16 protein-coding genes and 1 pseudogene are annotated in these 18,871 nt (G+C 58.8%); 10 read left to right on the forward strand and 7 right to left on the reverse strand.

What is annotated here, in order from left to right; genetic code table 11:
* Nucleotides 1–70 precede the first annotated feature (70 nt).
* Nucleotides 71–1,102, reverse strand: a pseudogene (locus EXW71_RS29450) (cache domain-containing protein); the annotation flags it as partial.
* 205 nt (nt 1,103–1,307) lie between these two features.
* On the opposite strand from EXW71_RS29450, the gene EXW71_RS19860 reads away from it, so the two are divergent.
* On the forward strand, nt 1,308–2,786 hold the full coding sequence (locus EXW71_RS19860) for a helicase HerA-like domain-containing protein (RefSeq protein WP_134660122.1): 1,479 nt from the start codon (nt 1,308–1,310) through the stop codon (nt 2,784–2,786).
* Nucleotides 2,787–2,790: 4 nt separating this feature from the next.
* On the opposite strand, the gene EXW71_RS19865 is transcribed toward EXW71_RS19860, so the two are convergent.
* Nucleotides 2,791–3,246, reverse strand: coding sequence for a DUF721 domain-containing protein (locus tag EXW71_RS19865; protein WP_123715720.1), 456 nt, complete (start codon nt 3,244–3,246; stop codon nt 2,791–2,793).
* Nucleotides 3,247–3,551: 305 nt separating this feature from the next.
* On the opposite strand from EXW71_RS19865, the gene secA reads away from it, so the two are divergent.
* The 3 genes from secA (at nt 3,552) to EXW71_RS19880 (ending at nt 8,593) form a co-directional block, all read left to right on the forward strand.
* A complete protein-coding gene (gene secA, locus EXW71_RS19870) occupies nt 3,552–6,287 on the forward strand; it encodes a preprotein translocase subunit SecA (protein ID WP_123715719.1) in 2,736 nt (911 codons plus the stop codon).
* Nucleotides 6,288–6,410: 123 nt separating this feature from the next.
* Nucleotides 6,411–7,628 carry a bifunctional glutamate N-acetyltransferase/amino-acid acetyltransferase ArgJ gene (gene argJ / locus EXW71_RS19875; protein WP_134660121.1) on the forward strand — a complete coding sequence of 406 codons (1,218 nt, stop codon included), beginning with the start codon at nt 6,411–6,413 and terminating at the stop codon, nt 7,626–7,628.
* 20 nt (nt 7,629–7,648) lie between these two features.
* Nucleotides 7,649–8,593 (forward strand): Nudix family hydrolase, encoded by a 945-nt coding sequence (locus tag EXW71_RS19880; RefSeq protein WP_134660120.1) that lies wholly within the window; start codon nt 7,649–7,651, stop codon nt 8,591–8,593.
* Between the two features lie 106 nt (nt 8,594–8,699).
* Here the strand turns inward: EXW71_RS19880 and EXW71_RS19885 are convergent, their stop codons facing one another.
* From EXW71_RS19885 to EXW71_RS19895, 3 genes are read right to left on the reverse strand one after another with little or no spacing between them, the layout of a single operon-like run.
* Entirely contained in the window at nt 8,700–9,278 is a 579-nt protein-coding gene (locus EXW71_RS19885; protein WP_123715716.1) for a cob(I)yrinic acid a,c-diamide adenosyltransferase, read from the reverse strand.
* A gap of 2 nt (nt 9,279–9,280) precedes the next feature.
* Nucleotides 9,281–11,317, reverse strand: a complete 2,037-nt coding sequence (locus EXW71_RS19890) for an ATP-binding protein (protein ID WP_134660119.1) — start codon at nt 11,315–11,317, stop codon at nt 9,281–9,283.
* A gap of 46 nt (nt 11,318–11,363) precedes the next feature.
* Nucleotides 11,364–12,281 carry a putative 2-dehydropantoate 2-reductase gene (locus EXW71_RS19895; RefSeq protein WP_134660118.1) on the reverse strand — a complete coding sequence of 306 codons (918 nt, stop codon included), beginning with the start codon at nt 12,279–12,281 and terminating at the stop codon, nt 11,364–11,366.
* 123 nt (nt 12,282–12,404) lie between these two features.
* On the opposite strand from EXW71_RS19895, the gene EXW71_RS19900 reads away from it, so the two are divergent.
* Together EXW71_RS19900 and EXW71_RS19905 are read left to right on the forward strand one after the other, a co-directional pair.
* A complete protein-coding gene (locus EXW71_RS19900) occupies nt 12,405–12,890 on the forward strand; it encodes a YajQ family cyclic di-GMP-binding protein (protein WP_003175814.1) in 486 nt (161 codons plus the stop codon).
* A 135-nt stretch (nt 12,891–13,025) separates the two neighbouring features.
* A complete protein-coding gene (locus EXW71_RS19905) occupies nt 13,026–13,868 on the forward strand; it encodes a mechanosensitive ion channel family protein (protein WP_123715714.1) in 843 nt (280 codons plus the stop codon).
* 190 nt (nt 13,869–14,058) lie between these two features.
* Here the strand turns inward: EXW71_RS19905 and EXW71_RS19910 are convergent, their stop codons facing one another.
* On the reverse strand, nt 14,059–15,360 hold the full coding sequence (locus tag EXW71_RS19910; RefSeq protein ID WP_134660117.1) for an OprD family porin: 1,302 nt from the start codon (nt 15,358–15,360) through the stop codon (nt 14,059–14,061).
* Nucleotides 15,361–16,104: 744 nt separating this feature from the next.
* Here EXW71_RS19910 and EXW71_RS19915 point away from each other — a divergent pair.
* Together EXW71_RS19915 and EXW71_RS19920 are read left to right on the forward strand one after the other, a co-directional pair.
* Nucleotides 16,105–16,530: an HIT domain-containing protein gene (locus EXW71_RS19915; protein WP_134660116.1), complete on the forward strand. Its 426-nt coding sequence runs from the start codon at nt 16,105–16,107 to the stop codon at nt 16,528–16,530.
* A gap of 3 nt (nt 16,531–16,533) precedes the next feature.
* Nucleotides 16,534–16,740 carry a SlyX family protein gene (locus EXW71_RS19920; RefSeq protein ID WP_015885618.1) on the forward strand — a complete coding sequence of 69 codons (207 nt, stop codon included), beginning with the start codon at nt 16,534–16,536 and terminating at the stop codon, nt 16,738–16,740.
* Between the two features lie 72 nt (nt 16,741–16,812).
* Here EXW71_RS19920 and EXW71_RS29230 read toward each other — a convergent pair whose 3' ends face one another.
* Complete coding sequence (locus EXW71_RS29230) at nt 16,813–17,415, reverse strand: cold-shock protein (protein WP_003193875.1); 603 nt, start codon at nt 17,413–17,415, stop codon at nt 16,813–16,815.
* 428 nt (nt 17,416–17,843) lie between these two features.
* On the opposite strand from EXW71_RS29230, the gene EXW71_RS19930 reads away from it, so the two are divergent.
* Nucleotides 17,844–18,317: a Dps family protein gene (locus EXW71_RS19930; protein ID WP_105695396.1), complete on the forward strand. Its 474-nt coding sequence runs from the start codon at nt 17,844–17,846 to the stop codon at nt 18,315–18,317.
* Between the two features lie 181 nt (nt 18,318–18,498).
* Entirely contained in the window at nt 18,499–18,837 is a 339-nt protein-coding gene (locus tag EXW71_RS19935) for a ribbon-helix-helix domain-containing protein (RefSeq protein ID WP_123715711.1), read from the forward strand.
* Nucleotides 18,838–18,871: the final 34 nt, after the last annotated feature.

Here is an 18,871-nt window from a genome sequence, read left to right on the forward strand (position 1 = left end):
CCCGCAAGGCCACTTCGTTGACTTGCTCGGTGGCGGAGGACACTTCGCGAATCGAAGTATGGATACGCTCCACGAAGCGGTTGAAGGCCTTGCCCAGGGTGCCGAACTCATCATTATTCTGGATTGTCAGGCGTCGCGTCAGGTCGCCCTCGCCATCGGCGATGTCCTGCATGGCCCGGGTCATTACGTGCAATGGTTGCAGCAGGACGCGGATCAGCATGCCCAGAAGGGCGATGATGATCACCACCGCGATGATCGTGGCGATCACCGCCGACGTGCGGAACTGGCTGAGCATTGCGAAGGATTTATCTTTATCCACCGAAATACCCAGGTACCAGTTGACCGACGGCAAGCCTTTGATCGGGGTAAAGGTCACGATATTGGTTTTGCCGTTCGCCTCCACTTCGCTGAAGTCAGCGCTGATCTTCGGGGTGTTTTTCGGGTACACATCCGCCAGGGCCTTCATCACCAGGTTCTTGTCCGGGTGCACCAGCACTTTGCCGTCGGCACTGACCAGGAACGCGTAGCCCATGCCACCGAAGTTCAGTGCGCCGATGTTATCCACCAGGGTTTGCAGGCTCAGGTCGCCGCCCACCACGCCGATACTCTGGCCGCCTTTGGCGCTGGGCGTGGCGATCGAAATGATCAACTGCCCGGTTGCTGCATCGATATAGGGTTCGGTCAAGGTCGAACCGTTGCTGCTTTGGGCGCCTTTGTACCAGGGGCGGACTCGCGGGTCGAAGCCGTCCGGCATCTTGGTGTCGGGACGGATGGTAAAGGTCCCTTTACTGTCGCCGACGTAGGTCGCCATGAATGAGGAGGTCAGTGCTTTCTGTTCCAGCAGGGTGGCAACGGCGGACGGTTCGGGATTGGTGGCAATATTTTGTGCGGCGTTTTCCACCAGGACGATGCGCCCGGTGAGCCAGGTTTGAATATTGCTGGCGGTGACATCGCCCATTTCATGCAGGTAGTTATTGAGGTCGTCGCGGATCGCGTTGCGTTGCAGGTAGTCGTTGTAGAGGGTAAACAGCGCGAAGGCGGCGATGACGATAAGGGAGGCTGCAAGCAGGATTTTGTGGCTGAAGCGCAGGTTTTTATTCATGGCTTGTAGGGTCCGCTAAGGTCTTAAATATCCAAAGCGCGTCCTTTTGGGAGGCGCAAAATGGCAGCGTCAAAAAAGGTGTGGTACTTCTGGCAATAGTTCTGTGGGTTTTTGTAGGAGCCCTCTGACCTATTTTTAGACTTTGTGGGTCTCACATTGGCTTGTATCGGCTTGGCTGCACTAAAGATTAACCATAGGTGACGAAATGCCTGACTCCACGCAACTTCTTATCGGTGCCGGCCTTGACGGCCAGCCCATTGCTCAGGCGATGCGCCTGGCCAACCGTCATGGCTTGATTGCCGGTGCCACCGGCACGGGCAAGACCGTCACCCTGCAGCGTCTGGCGGAAGCCTTCAGTGATGCGGGCGTGGCGGTATTCGCCGCCGACATCAAGGGTGATCTCTGCGGCCTGGGTGCCGCAGCCGACCCCCAGGGTAAGGTCGCCGAGCGCATTGCAGGAATGCCTTTCCTCAATTACACCGCCAAGGCCTACCCGGTAACGTTGTGGGATGTCCACGGGCAATCCGGCCATCCGTTGCGTACGACCATCAGCGAAATGGGGCCGTTGTTGCTCGGTAGCCTGTTGGAACTTACCGACAGCCAGCAGTCGGCGCTCTATGCAACCTTCAAGGTGGCGGACCGTGAGGGTTTGTTGCTGCTGGACCTCAAGGACCTCAAGGCACTGCTCAACCACTTGCGCTATCACCCGGAACTGCTGGGCGACGATGCGGCGCTGATGACCACCGGCTCCAGTCAGGCGCTATTGCGACGCCTCGCTGTGCTGGAGCAGCAGGGTGCCGAAGCCTTGTTTGGCGAGCCGGCCCTGCAGCTCGAAGATATTTTGCAGCCCGCCAGCGACGGGCGCGGGCGGATCCACCTGCTGGACGCCAGCCGCCTGGTGCATGAGGCGCCGAAGGTCTACGCGACCTTCCTGCTGTGGCTTCTGGCTGAGTTGTTCGAACAACTCCCCGAGCGCGGCGACGCAGACAAGCCGCTTTTGGCGCTGTTCTTCGACGAGGCGCATTTGTTGTTCGCGGATACGCCCAAGGCCCTGCAGGACCGTTTGGAGCAAGTGGTGCGCCTGATTCGCTCCAAAGGGGTGGGCGTGTATTTTGTCACGCAATCCCCGGGTGACCTGCCTGACACGGTGCTCGCGCAACTGGGCCTGCGCATACAACATGGTTTGCGGGCATTTACCACCAAAGAGCAGAAATCCCTGCGGGCGGTGGCCGATGGTTTTCGTCCCAACCCTGCGTTCGATACCTTGTCGGTGTTGACGGAACTGGGCACGGGTGAGGCGCTGGTGGGCACCTTGCAGGAAAAAGGTACGCCGGAAGTTGTCCAGCGGGTGCTGGTCGCGCCTCCACAATCACGGATCGGGCCACTCAGTGAAGCTGAGCGGGCTGCGTTGATCGCCGGTTCGCCTTTATTGGGGCGGTACGACAAGCCGATAGACCGGGAATCGGCCTATGAAGTGCTGATGGCCCGCAAAGACCTGGGTACCCAGGAGCAAGCCACGCCGGCGGCCGAAGAACCGAGCTTTACCGATAAAGCCGGCGCATTTCTGGGAACGACGGCAGGCAAGGCCCTGAAGTCGGCGATGCAGCAGGCCGCCAATCAGATGGGCCGCCAGTTGGTACGTGGCTTGTTGGGGTCGTTATTGGGTGGCAGCAAGCGCAAGTAGCGGTTCAGGATTTGGGCCTGGCATGGGCGGCCAGCCGCTCCAGCGCCGCGCGCAGGCCCGGATCCCGGATCTCATCGGCCGTAGCCTGAATCGCTTCGGCCGCATTTTCCGATAGGTCCATCGTCTGGCCTGCCGTTTTTTGCGGCGAGGTGGAGGGTTGCACCTTGAACTGAATGCGCGTCAAGCTGGCAAACTCGTCGAATGCCATCAATTGTCGCTGCAAGCGTTTTTGCTGATAACGCAAGCGGGTCGCCCAATGGCCGTCTGTGACAATTAATAGCAACTGCCCTTCACGCCAGGACGCTACATGACAATGTTCTCGTGCGGCGGGTTGCAGCTGGCTTTCGAGCAGGCGTTGCAAATGGCCCAAGCGTTGCGCATGGCCAAAGATGGCTTTCAAGGGCTTGGCTTCGCGGAGCAACACGCCAGGGGCACGGGCTGTAAGCGGGCGAAATGCCATGTTTAGACACCTAAAGTAACAGAGCCGCTATCTTAACAGAAAGCGCCGGTATGCCCGCGGGCCACGCATCCGAGCGGTTTTACCCGTGAAATCAATCGGTAACTTCTGTGCTCCATGGGTTGAAGTTCGCGCAAAAGCCCTTATTTTAAACAAGCCCTCTCACAGCTCCATGCCTGCCTCTGGGAACAACGCCACTTTCCTCACCCACGATTCCGGGTAGAATGCGCGTTCGCATGCGGCCGTGAGGGCTGCTCGGGCCACTCACGGTGCGCCCTCCATCCCTATGTGTGGAAGAACCTGCCGATATGTTTGCGCCTTTGTTAAAGAAACTTTTTGGAAGCAAGAATGAGCGCGAAGTCAAACGCATGCTCAAGACGGTGCAGCTGGTCAATGCCCTCGAAGAGCAGATGGTTGCCCTTTCGGACGACCAATTGCGCGCCAAGACCCAAGAGTTCAAGGCCCGCATAGCCAAAGGTGAAACCCTCGACAAACTGCTTCCCGAAGCCTTTGCGGTCGCCCGTGAAGCCGGTAAGCGTGTCATGGGCATGCGCCACTTCGACGTTCAATTGATCGGCGGCATGACCTTGCATGAAGGCATGATTGCCGAAATGCGCACTGGTGAAGGCAAGACCCTGGTGGCAACACTGGGCGTTTACCTCAACGCACTGTCCGGCAAGGGCGTGCACGTGGTGACGGTGAACGACTACCTGGCTCGCCGCGACGCCAACTGGATGCGCCCGCTGTATGAATTCCTCGGCCTGACCGTCGGCGTGGTAACGCCGTTCCAGCCGCCGGAAGAGAAACGTGCCGCCTACGCCGCCGACATCACCTACGGCACCAACAACGAATTCGGTTTCGACTACCTGCGCGACAACATGGCGTTCAGCATGGAAGAAAAATTCCAGCGTGAACTCAACTTTGCCGTGATCGACGAAGTCGACTCCATCCTCATCGACGAAGCACGTACCCCGCTGATCATCTCTGGCCAGGCCGAAGACAGCTCCCGCCTGTACACCGAGATCAACAAGTTGATCCCGCGTCTGGTGCAGCACATCGAGGAAGTCGAAGGTGTGGTGACCAAAGAAGGTCACTTCACCATCGACGAGAAGACCCGTCAGGTCGAACTCAACGAAGCCGGCCACCAGTTTGTCGAAGAGATGCTGACCCAGATCGGCGAACTGGCCGAGGGCGAAAGCCTGTACTCGGCACACAACCTGGGCCTGTTGACCCACGTGTATGCCGGCCTGCGCGCTCACAAGCTGTTCCATCGCAACGTCGAATACATCGTCCAGGACGGCCAGGTCGTACTGGTTGACGAACACACCGGCCGTACCATGCCGGGTCGTCGTCTGTCCGAAGGCCTGCACCAGGCCATCGAAGCCAAGGAAGGGCTCAACATCCAGGCTGAAAGCCAGACGTTGGCGTCCACCACCTTCCAGAACTACTTCCGTCTGTACAACAAGCTGTCCGGCATGACCGGTACAGCCGACACCGAAGCGTTCGAGTTCCACCAGATCTACAACCTGGCCGTGATGGTGATTCCACCGAACAAGCCGCTGGCGCGTAAAGATTTCAACGACCTGGTGTTCCTGACGGCCGAAGAGAAATACGCGGCCATCATCAACGACATCAAAGAGGGCATGAAGCAAGGCCGTCCGATACTGGTAGGTACTGCCACCATCGAGACTTCCGAGCACGTGTCCAACCTGCTCAACAAGGAAGGCATCGAGCACAAGGTGCTCAACGCCAAATTCCACGAAAAAGAAGCCGAAATCATTGCCCAGGCCGGTCGTCCAGGCGCACTGACTATTGCCACCAACATGGCTGGTCGTGGTACCGACATCCTGTTGGGCGGTAACTGGGAAGTGGAAGTCGCGGCACTGGAAAACCCTAGCCCCGAGCAGATCGCCCAGATCAAGGCCGACTGGCAGAAGCGCCACCAGGCCGTACTGGAATCCGGTGGCTTGCAGGTGATTGCGTCCGAGCGTCATGAGTCGCGTCGTATCGACAACCAGTTGCGTGGCCGTGCCGGTCGCCAGGGTGACGCCGGCTCCAGCCGCTTCTACCTGTCGCTGGAAGACAGCCTGATGCGTATCTTCGCCTCGGACCGGGTGAAGAACTTCATGAAGGCCCTGGGCATGCAGTCCGGTGAAGCGATCGAGCACCGCATGGTGACCAACGCCATCGAGAAGGCCCAGCGCAAGGTGGAGGGTCGAAACTTCGATATTCGTAAGCAGCTGCTTGAGTTCGATGACGTCAACAACGAACAGCGTAAAGTGATCTATCACATGCGTAACACGTTGCTGGCCGCCGACAATATTGGCGAGACCATCGCCGATTTCCGTCAGGACGTGCTCAACGCCACCGTAAGTGCCCATATCCCGCCACAGTCCCTGCCTGAGCAGTGGGACGTCGCGGGCCTGGAAGCGGCGTTGAAGAGCGACTTCGGTGTCGACCTGCCGGTTCAGCAGTGGCTGGACGAAGACGATCACCTGTACGAAGAGACGCTGCGCGAGAAGCTGATGGCCGAGCTGTTGGCCGCGTACAACGAAAAGGAAGAGCAGGCGAGTGCCGAGGCACTGCGCACGTTCGAGAAACAAATCGTACTGCGCGTGCTGGACGACCTGTGGAAAGACCACCTGTCGACCATGGACCACCTGCGTCACGGCATCCACCTGCGTGGCTACGCCCAGAAGAACCCGAAGCAGGAGTACAAGCGCGAGTCGTTCACGCTGTTCTCCGAACTGCTGGATTCGATCAAGCGCGATTCGATTCGCGTGCTGTCCCACGTTCAGGTGCGTCGCGAAGACCCGATCGAGGAAGAGGCTCGCCTGCGTCAGGAAGCCGAGGCGCTGGCCGCTCGCATGCAGTTCCAGCACGATGAGGCGCCGGGCCTGGAAGCGCCTGAAGCATTGGGCGAAGAGGTCGATGTGGCGCTGGCTCAGACGCCGGTTCGCAACGAGCAGAAGCTGGGCCGCAACGAACTGTGCTACTGCGGTTCGGGCAAGAAATTCAAACACTGCCACGGCCAGATCGAATAAGATTTTTGCCCGACGCTGCAACACTCCGCGCCGCGACCGGCTTCTGCCGTCGCGGCGTTTTGCCATTAATTTCACCGTCGCTCACGACGGCACAGATATCACCTATTTTTGAGGAGCGCATTCATGGCTGTTGGTCTTGGTCCTTTGCCCACATTGCACCCGGTTGCCGGTTTTGAACTCGGTATCGCTTCGGCCGGCATCAAGCGCCCGGGGCGCAAGGATGTGGTGGTGATGCGCTGTGCCGAAGGCTCGACCGTGGCGGGTGTGTTCACCCTCAACGCGTTCTGCGCGGCACCGGTGATCCTGGCCAAGCAACGCGTTGCCGGCTCGATTCGTTACCTGCTGACCAACACCGGCAATGCCAACGCCGGTACCGGCGAGCCTGGCCTGGTTGCCGCTGCGCGCACTTGCGCCAAGCTGGCCCAATTGGCGGGCGTGGACGCCAGCCAAGTGCTGCCGTACTCCACCGGCGTGATCGGTGAGCCGCTGCCCGTGGAGAAAATCGAAGGCGCGTTGCAAGCCGCACTGGACGACCTGTCTGTGGATAACTGGGCGGCCGCCGCCACCGGCATCATGACCACCGACACTCTGCCCAAGGGCGCGAGCCGTCAGTTCGTGCACGAAGGCGTGACCGTCACTGTGACCGGCATCAGCAAGGGCGCGGGCATGATCCGTCCGAACATGGCCACCATGCTCGGCTACATCGCTACCGATGCCAAAGTCTCCCGTGATGTGCTGCACAAGCTGATGCTGGACGGCGCCAACAAGTCGTTCAACCGGATCACCATCGATGGTGACACCTCCACGAACGATTGCTGCATGTTGATCGCAACCGGCAAGGCCAGCCTGCCGGAAATCACCACCACCGAAGGCCCACTGTTTGACGCGCTGAAAAAGGCCGTGTTTGAAGTGTGCATGGACGTGGCCCAGGCCATCGTGCGCGACGGTGAGGGCGCCACCAAGTTCGTTACCGTTGAAGTCAATGGCGGCGGCAACCACCAGGAATGCCTGGATGTGGGCTACACCGTGGCTCACTCGCCGTTGATCAAGACCGCACTGTTCGCCTCTGACCCGAACTGGGGACGCATCCTGGCTGCCGTTGGTCGTGCCGGTGTGTCGGATCTGGACGTGAGCAAGATCGATGTATTCCTGGGCGATGTGTGCATCGCCAGCCGCGGTGCCCGCGCCGAGACCTACACCGAGGCGCAGGGCTCGGCGGTGATGCAGCAGGAAGAAATCACCATCCGTATCGAGTTGGGTCGCGGCGAGTGCAGCGAAACCATCTGGACCACCGACCTGTCCCACGAGTACGTGAAGATCAACGCGGAATACCGTACCTGATAGCCAAGAGGATAAGCGCGGTGAAACGAGTGCATGTAGCAGCAGCGGTGATCCGCGGCGCCGACGGCAGGATTCTGCTGGCACGCCGCGCCGATACCCAGCATCAGGGCGGCCTCTGGGAGTTTCCGGGTGGCAAGGTGGAGGCCGGTGAGTCGGTTGCAACCGCCTTGTCGCGTGAGCTGCACGAAGAGCTGGGCATCCGGGTCACCACGGCACGGCCGCTGATAAAGGTGCAGCATGACTATCCGGACAAACAGGTGTTGCTGGATGTCTGGGAAGTCTCGGCGTTCACGGGGGAGCCGCATGGCGCCGAAGGACAACCGCTGGAATGGGCAGCGCCGCGTGACCTCATCAACTATGAGTTCCCGGCGGCCAATGCACCGATCGTTGCCGCTGCGCGCTTGCCTGCCGAGTACCTGATCACCCCGGGTGAGCTGGAAACCCCCACGCTGTTGCGTGGTATCCAGAAAGCCATTGCGGGTGGTATCAAACTGGTTCAACTGCGCGCGCCCACCGGTTACGACCCAAAGTATCGTGACCTGGCGGTGGACGCGGTTGGCCTGTGTGCCGGCAAGGCCCAGTTGATGCTCAAGGGGCCGTTCGAATGGCTGGGGGACTTTCCTGCGGCCGGTTGGCACATGACCTCGGCACAACTGCGTAAATACGCGAGCAAGGGCCGACCGCTGCCGAAGGACCGCTGGTTGGCGGCGTCGTGTCACAACGCCGAGGAACTGGCCCTCGCCCAGATGATGGACGTGGATTTCGTCACGCTGTCGCCGGTGCAACCGACCCTGACCCATCCCGATGCCCAGCCTTTGGGCTGGGAGCAGGCGGCGCAGTTGATCAGCGGGTTCAGTAAGCCGGTGTTCCTGTTGGGCGGGCTTGGCCCAGCCGAGCGGGAGCAGGCCTGGGAAGCTGGGGCGCAGGGGGTTGCAGGGATTCGGGCGTTCTGGCCTGAGGTCTGACAGGCCCCATTATGAGTAAGCCCTTTCCCATATTTTGATGTGTGAACACAATCAGGTGTGGGGGAGGGCTTCCTTATGACAAGGTCGGCTCAGGCATCCCGTAATCTCAGTGCGGCTTTGCAGCCGCCTGCCACAACACCTCAGCCACACCCTGGCGCCGGGCAATCACACGCGCCGCTACAAACAACAGATCCGACAACCGATTGATATACGCCAGCCCTACGCCTTCCAGCGGCTCAAGCGCATTCAACTGCTGACACCGCCGTTCCGCATTACGCGCCAGGCTGCGGCAGATATGGGCTTGGGCGATCAGCGTCGACCCACCGGGCAGGATGAAGTTCTCCAGCGGCCCGACTTCTTCATTCCAGCGATCAATCGCCGCTTCCAGCCGATCGACTTCCGCTGCATTCAAGGCTTTGTACACCGGCATCGCCAGTTCACCGCCCAGGTCGAACAAGCGATGTTGGCAAGGCGTCAGAACCTCAATCACATCGTTGAGTTCAGGGTGCTTGCCGCTCTGCTCCTCCAGTTCGGCCAACAGCAGACCCAATTGACTGTTCAAGGTATCGACTTCACCTATGGCCTCCACCCGCGGATGGTCCTTGGGCACGCGCCGGCCGTCGCCGAGGCCGGTTTCGCCTTTGTCGCCGGTACGGGTATAGATCTTCGACAGGCGAAAGCCCATGGTCATTGCTCCAGTTGCGTGAGTTCGTAGGGTGGCATTTGGCTGCCCGCCAAGGGCAGGCGCAGGGTGAAGCAGGTACCTTGGCCGAGCGTAGAGTGCACCTCCATCTGGCCCTTGTGATTGTTGGTGATAATGAAATACGAGACCGACAGCCCAAGCCCGGTGCCTTGGCCGATTTCCTTGGTGGTGAAGAATGGCTCGAAAGTGCGTTTGCGCACGTTTTCGCTCATGCCGATGCCATTGTCTTCCACTTGTATTTCGGCCCACGGCGGGTTGAGGCGGGTGCGCAAGATAATGCGCCCCGGCTCGCTGTCGTCTTCACGCAGGTGAATGGCCTGCGCCGCGTTTTTCAGTAAGTTGAGCAGCACCTGTTCCAGCTCGTTGGCGGTGCCCGGCACCGGGCCTAATAGTGGATCAAATTGGCGGATGATCGCCTGGCCCTTGAAGTCGAAGCCGATGGTCAGGTCGAAGTCGTTACCGGCGATTTCCACCGCCTGGTCGATCAGCGCCGGTAAATCGCAGGGGGCCATCTGGCGATTGCTGCGGCGGCTGAAACTGAGCATATGGGTGACAATTTTCGCTGCCCGCGCCCCGGCTTGTTGGATGCCGTCGAGCAACTGCGGCACTTCGCGGCTTTGCAGGTAGCGGTTGACGGTGTCCAGCTCGATACCCGCCTGTTCGGCGTGTTCCAGGTTCTTGGGCAGGTCGGGAGACAGGCGGCGACGGATGTTCTGTACGTTGTGCAGGATGGCCCCCAGCGGGTTATTGATCTCGTGAGCCATGCCCGCTGCGAGCCCGCCGACCGAGAGCATTTTTTCCGACTGCACCATCATTTCCTCCAGCGACAGGCGCTGGGTGATGTCGTCGATCCGGATCACCACGCCGCGCCCCGCACCGCCCATCAACGGGTAAAACGTCAGGGCGTAGTGTTTGGGCTCGTCATCCTTGACCCAGGTAACGCGCTCGATGCGTTCCACGGTGTGCTGCTCGACTGCGGCCTTGAGTTGCGTCAGGTAGGGTTTGAGCGGTTGGAAGGCCAGGAAGATCGGTTGATTCAACGCCTCATCCAGGCGCGTACCGGAAAGTGCGCTTGCCTCCTGGTTCCACTGGGTGACGTAGAGCTGTTCGTCCAGGGCGATCAACGCCGATGGCATCGAGTCGATGATGCTGTTCAGGTAGTTTTGGAAACCGGTGAGTTTTTTCTCGATCTTGCTGCGAACTTGCACTTCCAGTTCAAGTTTGCGGTTGGTGTGGCGGGTTTCTTCGGCCAGGCCCTGGGCTTGGTCGTAAGCGGCTTGGGAGTCATCGCGGGCGCGTTTGAGCTGCTGCTCGCGGGCTTCGATGCGTGACAGCATGGTGTTGAAAGCTTCGGCCAGGCTGCCGATCTCATCATGGTTGCCGCGTTCGGCGCGCAAGGAGTAGTTCTCTTCGCGAGTCACCTGGCGCGACAGTTCTTCCAGTTCGTGGATCGGGCGAGTGATCAGGCGCTTGATCTGTCGGGCGATCACCAGCCACAGCAGCACGCTGAAAATCAGGATGCCCAGGCTTGCCGTCAGCGTGCCGGTATAAAACGCCATCGGCAGTTCACTGCTGGCCACCAGCAGCAGATGCCCGGACGGCTGGCCGGCGCGGGGCAGGGTGATGACCTGGTTGCTACGAAACTCGGTGACGCGCCAGGCCTCGATATGCCGGTAATTATCCGGCAGGTGCAGGCGATTGTTGTGCTGCATCTGCGCCAGGCGGATGCCTTCGCCGTCATACAGCGCGGCGGCGCGCAGCGGTGAATAGCTGGTCAGCTCATTGAGCAGGGCTTCGGCCTTGGCGGGCGATTCGAGGGCTTCAGCGGCAAGTGACGGGTTGGAGACCAACCGCCCGATGGCCTGCAGAGCCTGGGGCGCCATGCTTTCCTGGGAGATCCAGTAGGCGGCGCTGATGAACGTCAGGTTGGCCACTAACAATACTGTGGTCAACAGTACCAAGAGGGCGGCCAGCAGTTTCTGCCCTACCGGTAGGTTTTCAAGACGCTGGCGCAGTGGCATCAGGTTTTTTCCAGGTGATAGACAGGTAGGCAGGGTAGCGCGTGCCTCAGTCGCTGGCCAATCCATGTGCACGCAAGTGCTCGACCAGGCGCGCCTGCACTTGTAGCAAGTGCGGCAGGGTCAATTGGTGGCGGGCAGCCGCTTCGCAGGCGTAGCCCAACAGGTAGCTGATTTCGGTACGGCGACCGTTGTTTACGTCCTGATACATGGAGGAATAGTTGGCGGCGGTGGCTTGGATCACCCGTTCCACTTCGCTGTGCAACTGCTCGGCAGCGGCCGGTTGACCGCACCATTCGAGCAACTCGGTCAGCTCGGCGCATAAGGTCGCAACTTCGCATTGATGGTCCTGCAGGCCGCCGTTGCGGCATTGGTACAGCACGGTCAATGGGTTGATCGCGCAGTTGAGGGCCAGCTTGCGCCACAGGCGCGTAAGAATCTCGGTGCTCCATGCGTGGGGTATACCGGCGGCATGCAGATCATCCAGCCACAGTGGCGGCGTGGGATGACCGACGTCTCCCAGCCAGGTGTAGCCGTGGCCGGCAAATACCACACGCCAGTCACCGTCGCGGAAAGCGCCCTCGGTGCTGGAGGCAAAGATGCAGCGGGCCTGAGGCAGTTGGGCGGCTACGGCGTCCTGGCTGCCGAGCCCGTTTTGCAGCAGGATCAGGTCGGCATCCGGTACCAGGCGAGCGTGCAACTGTGCAACGGCGCTTTGCGCGTCGTAGGCTTTGCACGCTACCAGCAGACGATGAATCGGTTCCGGGCAGTCGGGCGTTTCCCCAATCACCGGGTAGGTGTGTTCTACGCCCTGTTCCACCAGGGTCAGTCCCTTGGCTGCCTGATAACTGGCCAGGCGCGCTTCATCGCGCAGAATCAACCGCACGGGCACGCCGGCGCGCGCCAGGCGAGTGGCCCAGAGTGTGCCCAGGCTGCCCGCGCCGAGAATATGCCAGGTGGTCGACATCAGTTTGTGCTCCGAAGGGTCGCCCGCAGCGAACGGGACAAAAGAACCGCTATAATGCCCCGGCATTTTAGCTTGGGCGCGCTCCATCTCTACTGAGCCCGCCCCTTATATTGGAGAAATGACATGCCTTCGTTCGACGTGGTATCCGAACTGGACAAACACGAAGTGACCAACGCCGTCGAGAACGCCGTCAAGGAGCTGGACCGTCGCTATGACTTGAAAGGCAAGGGCAGCTTCGAATTCAAGGAAAAAGAGCTGACCGTCAACCTGACCGCTGAAGCCGATTTCCAGCTGGAAGCGATGATCGAGATCCTCAAGTTGTCCCTGGTAAAGCGCAAGATCGACGCACAATGTCTTGAAATCAAGGACGCTTACGCTTCGGGCAAGCTGATGAAGCAGGAAGCGGTCCTCAAGGAAGGCATCGATAAAGAGCTGGCCAAGAAAATCGTCGCCCACATCAAGGATGCCAAGCTGAAGGTTCAGGCCGCCATCCAAGGCGAACAGGTCCGCGTCACCGGCAAGAAGCGTGACGACCTGCAAGAGGCCATCGCGGCCTTGCGCGCCAAGACGTTCGACATGCCGCTGCAGTTCAATAACTTCCGCGACTGATGGCACTTTGCGGAACCTGTGGGCGTTTTTGACGTCCCACGCCCCAGCACCTGCGTCGACGATTGAGCCCTACGGGGCTCAATTGTATTTATGGCCACTTAAATACGCCGAGCACCCGGTAACAGGAGAATGTAGATGGATTTGAATGCTGAAGTGGATCACTTGATCAAGACCTCGGAGTCTTGGATCCCGATGATCATGGAATACGGCAGCCGGTTTTTGCTGGCAGTGATCACCCTGGCCATCGGTTGGTGGCTGATCAACGTGTTGACCCACCGCGTGGGGCGCTTGCTGGCACTGCGCAATGCTGATCTGGCGCTGCAACACTTCATTACCAGCCTGGCGAACATCGCGCTCAAAGTCATGCTGGTGGTCAACGTGGCCTCGATGATCGGTGTGGCGACCACCTCGTTCGTGGCTGCGATCGGTGCCGCTACCTTGGCCATTGGCTTGGCATTGCAAGGCAGCCTGGCGAACTTTGCCGGCGGCGTACTGATTCTGCTGTTCCGCCCGTTTCGCATTGGTGACTGGATCGAAGCCCAGGGCACTTCGGGTACTGTCGACAGCATCCAGATCTTCCACACGGTGTTGCGCACCGGCGACAACAAGACCGTGATCATTCCGAACGGCAGCTTGTCCAACGGCCTCATCACCAACACCAATCGTCAGCCGACCCGCAAGGTGGTGTTCGACGTGGGTGTCGATTACGAAGCCGACCTGCAGAAAGCCCGTGAAGTGTTGCTGGAACTGGCGAAAGACCCACGCGTGTTGGCAGACCCGGCCGCGGTCGCAGTGGTTTCGACCCTGGGCGACAGTTCGATCACCGTTTCTCTGCGTTGCTGGACCAAGACGGCGGATTATTGGGATGTGACTTTCATGCTCAATGAACTGGCGCGTGATCGTTTAAAAGCAGCGGGTATTGATATTCCGTTTCCGCAGCGGGTAATTCGTGTGATGCAGGAAAGTGCTGCGAAGTAACTAAGTGTGAGGCTGTCGAACTTGGCTGATTGGTCAGGTTCGGCGCAGAGCCTTAATCTCGTTAGTTAGCTTGCTAGTTATTTTTCGACTGAAATAAAACTGCAATAAAAAAGCCGCTCTCCTGTGAACAGGGGAGCGGCTTTTTAGTTAAGGCGGATGCCTTAAGTCATCGTTGTAATAAAACAGCTAATTACAAGATGTTCAGCGGGTATTGCGCGATCAGACGCAGTTCGTCGATGGACGCCGAACCGTAGTACACGCCGTCAGACGAACGATAGGTCGCTTGACGGACGCGCAGGCTCAGGTCTTTGGCCGGGCCGCTCTGGATCACGTATTTGGCTTCGATGTCGCGTTCCCACTCTTTACCGTTCGAAGTGGTGCCGGTGTTGGCGCCGCTACCGCTGACGTAACGAGTCATGAAGCTCAGGCCTGGGACGCCGAAAGTAGCCATGTTCAGGTCATAGCGAGCCTGCCAGGATTTCTCGTCTTCAGCGTTGAAGTCGGAACGGGCGACGGAGTTGGCCAGGAAAATCGTGCCGCCACCGTCTACGCCGTAGCCGTAGTCACCGTCACCGCTGACCTTCTGGTAGGCCAAGGTGAATGTGTGAGCCTGGTAGGTGTACGCGCCTTGCAAGCTATAGGCACGGTTATCCAGCTTGGTGGTGTTGTCTTTTTCAGCGCGTTGCAGGCCGGCGCCGTCGCTTTTGGTGCTGTAGATGTTGAAGTCAACGGCCACCGACTGATCTTTGTCGAGCGCGTGGGTCCAGTTCACGTTGGCGTAGAGCTTCTTCCAGTAGTCTTCCACTTTCGAGTAGTAGAGGCTGGTGGTGAACTCAGGAGTCCAGGCGTAAACGCCGCCGATGAAGTTGGCGTCTCTCAGCCCCGTGCCTGTGCCCGGCTCCGAACTGGAGATACTGTCCTTAGAGGTGTGATCCTGGGCAACGATCGATGTGAAGTGACCGGCTTCCAGTTTCAGATCCTTGATCTCGTTACTGGTGATCGAGATGCCTTGCGGCAGCTCTGGGAGCAGGCGGCTGTCGTCGGAGGCGAATACCGGCGCGGTGGTGTATTGGTCGCCCACTTTCAGGACCGTATTGGAAATACGGAACTTGACGGCAGCGCCACCTTTGGAATAGTCATCCTGCGCACGGCCATCGGAGCCGTTAGGGAACAGGCCGGTGCCGGCGCGGCCCTTGCCGCTGTCGAGTTTGAGGCCCAGCAAGCCGATCGCATCGAAACCGACCCCGATGGTGCCTTGGGTGTAGCCCGAGCTGAACAGACCGTGGAAGCCAAGACCGGTTTCTTCGCGACGGCTTTGAGTGCCAGGCGCGTTGTTACGGAAGTCACGGCTGAAGTACAGGGTACGAGTCAGAATGCTGGCTGTACTGTCCTCGATAAAGCCCTTGGAATCGTCCTGGGCGGACGCCATTGCGAACTGCGAGGTGCCTGCTGAAACAGCCAGGGCGATCATGCTCCACTTCATCACGCGCATCGTGATTTGCTCCTTTGGTTTTAGGAAGAGTACTGCCGTCCCACCTGTATTTTTATCTGGGCGGCTCTTTCTTTTTTGTGTCGGCGCAAAGTTATATCACGCAGACTCTAATGACGATACTTACCCATCTATCCTTTCAGCTTCTTTACGAGGCTGTCGTAAATCGCTAGCTCCATGTCGCAAATTCACAGCCCAACTGTAACCGGGCTGACAACTTCAATACGCTCTCAAACCACCTTTCCAAGTTTGAACTCATCCCTGATGTGCATTGAAACGCTGCTGTTTTTTATCGCGAAACACCGGCTTCCAAGTGGGTGTCGTTGCCGACGATAGGGGTGTGAATGCAACAAGCGTGCACAAAGGCGTAACCGAATGTGATTTTTTCGTGAAAAACATTCCGACACTGTAAAAACCGCATAAGCACGGGCTTTTTACGCCGTTTGGTTTGGGCTTGACGCATGGGCCATTTACCCCTCCGGTGGTGCATAAATCCTGCGCCAGGGCAAAACGTTACCGGTTCACACTCTCCGGTGGGTAATCGGCGGATCCCTTTGAAGCACAAGTGGGTCATTTTGGTGCATCTGTTTGAGGCCAACATTAGCGTAGCTCAACTATTCATCTGCATCGAAACAGGGCATGGAATTTTGTCGGGTTGACTCAAGGCCGTGCGCATTCGCCGTGAAGCCGGGTGCAATCGAAGGTATGCTGGCGGCCTGAAATCGACCTGCTGAACGGAGTACCCACGTGTTCGCCTTAGATCAACGCCTGCAACAAGACACGAAGGTCATGGGAGATTTCCCGCTTTGCCGCCTGCTGCTGTCCAATGACGCCAACTACCCATGGTTCATTCTTGTGCCGCGTATCAACGGTATCAGCGAAGTGTTTCAACTGGATGTGGCCGATCAGCAAACACTGTGGCAGGAAACGACAGCGTTGGCGCAGTTGCTCAATGACGGGCTGGTGGCCGATAAGATGAACATTGGCGCCCTGGGCAACGTGGTCAGCCAGCTGCATGTGCATGTGATTGTGCGTAAGCGCGATGACGCCGCCTGGCCTGCACCGGTCTGGGGCAAGCATCCGGCGGTGCCTTATACCGAAGAGCAGGTGGTGGCTATCCGTAGTCAATTGCGCGAGCTACTGCCTGCCGACTTCACTTTTGCCCAGGATTGAACCATGGACCTGCAAGACCGCGTCACCGATCTGGAAAGCCGCCTGGCGTTCCAGGACGACACCATCGAGACCCTCAATGACATTCTGGTCACCCAGCAACGGGCCGTTGAGCGCCTGCAACTGCAGATGACTGCGCTGCTCAAGCGCCAGGAAGAAATGGGTGGCCAGTTCGAGACATCCGAAGAAGAAGCACCACCGCCGCACTATTAATAGATAGCCGCGAATAAAAAACCGCGACCCAGCCAGGCTGGATCGCGGTTTTTTTTGCTGCGAAGGCTGGGATCAGCGACGCGGCAGAGCAGCGATTACATCTTCGGCTTGCAGGCCTTTGTCACGGTTCATGACAGAGAACTCCACACGCTGGCCTTCGACCAGAACGCGATGGCCTTCGCCACGGATAGCCCGGAAGTGGACGAAAATATCGTCGCCCGAATCGCGGGAAATAAAGCCGAAGCCTTTGGACGTGTTGAACCACTTGACGGTACCGGTATCCCGGTTGGTCATGTCGTAGTTTTGCGACGCGGCTGCAGGGGACGAACGGTAGAAGCTGATGGCCAGGTGAAGAACGATAGCGACCACAGCAATCACCAGGCTGAGCAGGATGGCCGGGTGGCCGCCCACTTCAGGCATTGGTGCCAGGAGGGTGAGGGTTTGAACGACAACGGTCAGTACCAGCAGCGCGCTGACCAGATTTTGCAGTTGATGACGCGTGCCTTTGTTCCAGTAAGGGATTACCGGTGCCAGCGTCAGGTTGAGAAGGCCGAACAAGGCCAGGTACAGGGCGTCGTGTTGTTCCAGATAAGGCAGGCTTTCAGGCTGCAGGCTCGGGATAAACGACAGCAGCAAAGCTGCAACGCCCGTTAGCAGGTGGACGATTTTCAACATTTTGATTAACTCACGTTAAGACGGATCACGAAGGAAGAGCTGACTGGCACGGTTCGCTTCTGAACAATGGGAGGCGTTGAGCACGTACGCGGGTATCAGCCTATGGGGTGGGCCGCAGAAATAAACGGCCACCACACGCCACCTATTTAACAGCAAAGGCTGTGCCTACTCAAATCAAGCATTTCGGGGTGTTACAGCGGATTGGGCATTTCTGCGCCAAACGCTTGTCCTAGACAGGTGCGGGATTTTTGAGCGGCATTTTGAGGACTGTCCTACTCCCTGAAGGCTTGCCAACCGCTGGTCGGCAAACCGCAGAGGGGCGATTTGCCGCACTTCACTTTGGGCGGGGCGGCTGCACACCGCTGGCACTCTTGCTAGAGTGGTCCTGCACCTGATCAATGAATGCTCGTCAATTGAAGGGGAAAAACATGGCAATCGATATTGGTATCAGTGAAGAAGACCGTAAATCCATCGTCGACGGACTTTCACGGCTGCTGTCCGATACCTATGTGCTGTATCTGAAAACCCACAACTTCCATTGGAACGTCACAGGCCCCATGTTCCGTACGCTGCATTTGATGTTTGAAGAGCAGTACAACGAACTGGCGCTGGCGGTGGACTCCATTGCCGAGCGTATCCGTGCCCTTGGGTTTCCGGCGCCGGGTGCTTATTCGATCTATGCCCGTCTTTCTTCCATCAAGGAGGAAGAGGGGGTGCCAAGCGCCGAAGAGATGATCAAGCAACTGGTCGCCGGCCAGGAAGCGGTGACGCGCACTGCGCGTGGCATTTTCCCATTGCTCGACAAAGTCAGCGATGAGCCGACGGCGGACCTGCTGACCCAGCGCATGCAGGTCCACGAGAAAACCGCGTGGATGCTGCGCTCCCTGCTTGAAAACAAGTAAGGGGTGAGCCCGGGTAGCGCCTTCCTGGCGCTGCCCGCTTGTTTCCGTGCACTTCCTGGCGTTGTCCTACGACTATCGACTCCCTGTCTTCTGGCTGCTCCTCGCGTCCTGCTGTTTTATAGGCCCACTGTCCAATGGGAAGAGCCCATGGGCTGCTGTTTGGCAATGGAGTGTCAGGTGTATGTCACGTGGAATGGGTAAGGGAGTGATGGAGACCTGCGGTTTTCACAAGATAAAGGTCGACCCCTTCGCTAAGGGGTTCGATATGGGGCTGGCCAAGCCGTTGTCCCGTTCGGTCAGGCTCAATGGGTTTTCCACCTGTCTGCGACTTGAACAGATCTATTGGAATATCCTCACGGAAATAGCCGGGATCAATGCGTGCTCGGTCAGTGCATTGTTGTCCTATGTCGATCGGGAAGTGCACTTGCGGCATGGCGGGGTGAAAAACTTCAGTGGGCTGGTCAGGGTGGTGTGCGTGGTTCACCTGTTAAAAGGCCGCGTTGCCCTCACGTCCGATTAGCCCGGCAGTAGTGGAGCCGGCCCACTGTAATGGC

Source organism: Pseudomonas sp. BCA17 (genome assembly GCF_004519405.1).
Classification (GTDB): Bacteria; Pseudomonadota; Gammaproteobacteria; order Pseudomonadales; family Pseudomonadaceae; genus Aquipseudomonas.

Coding starts and splice junctions, on each gene's coding strand:
- EXW71_RS19905 (WP_123715714.1), top strand. CDS start 13,026: ATGGATTTGAATGCTGAAGTGGATCACTTGATCAAGACCTCGGAGTCT.
- EXW71_RS19885 (WP_123715716.1), bottom strand. CDS start 9,278: ATGGGCTTTCGCCTGTCGAAGATCTATACCCGTACCGGCGACAAAGGC.
- EXW71_RS19890 (WP_134660119.1), bottom strand. CDS start 11,317: ATGCCACTGCGCCAGCGTCTTGAAAACCTACCGGTAGGGCAGAAACTG.
- argJ (WP_134660121.1), top strand. CDS start 6,411: ATGGCTGTTGGTCTTGGTCCTTTGCCCACATTGCACCCGGTTGCCGGT.
- EXW71_RS19865 (WP_123715720.1), bottom strand. CDS start 3,246: ATGGCATTTCGCCCGCTTACAGCCCGTGCCCCTGGCGTGTTGCTCCGC.
- EXW71_RS19895 (WP_134660118.1), bottom strand. CDS start 12,281: ATGTCGACCACCTGGCATATTCTCGGCGCGGGCAGCCTGGGCACACTC.
- EXW71_RS19860 (WP_134660122.1), top strand. CDS start 1,308: ATGCCTGACTCCACGCAACTTCTTATCGGTGCCGGCCTTGACGGCCAG.
- EXW71_RS19910 (WP_134660117.1), bottom strand. CDS start 15,360: ATGCGCGTGATGAAGTGGAGCATGATCGCCCTGGCTGTTTCAGCAGGC.
- EXW71_RS19930 (WP_105695396.1), top strand. CDS start 17,844: ATGGCAATCGATATTGGTATCAGTGAAGAAGACCGTAAATCCATCGTC.
- EXW71_RS29230 (WP_003193875.1), bottom strand. CDS start 17,415: ATGTTGAAAATCGTCCACCTGCTAACGGGCGTTGCAGCTTTGCTGCTG.
- secA (WP_123715719.1), top strand. CDS start 3,552: ATGTTTGCGCCTTTGTTAAAGAAACTTTTTGGAAGCAAGAATGAGCGC.
- EXW71_RS19935 (WP_123715711.1), top strand. CDS start 18,499: ATGTCACGTGGAATGGGTAAGGGAGTGATGGAGACCTGCGGTTTTCAC.
- EXW71_RS19920 (WP_015885618.1), top strand. CDS start 16,534: ATGGACCTGCAAGACCGCGTCACCGATCTGGAAAGCCGCCTGGCGTTC.
- EXW71_RS19900 (WP_003175814.1), top strand. CDS start 12,405: ATGCCTTCGTTCGACGTGGTATCCGAACTGGACAAACACGAAGTGACC.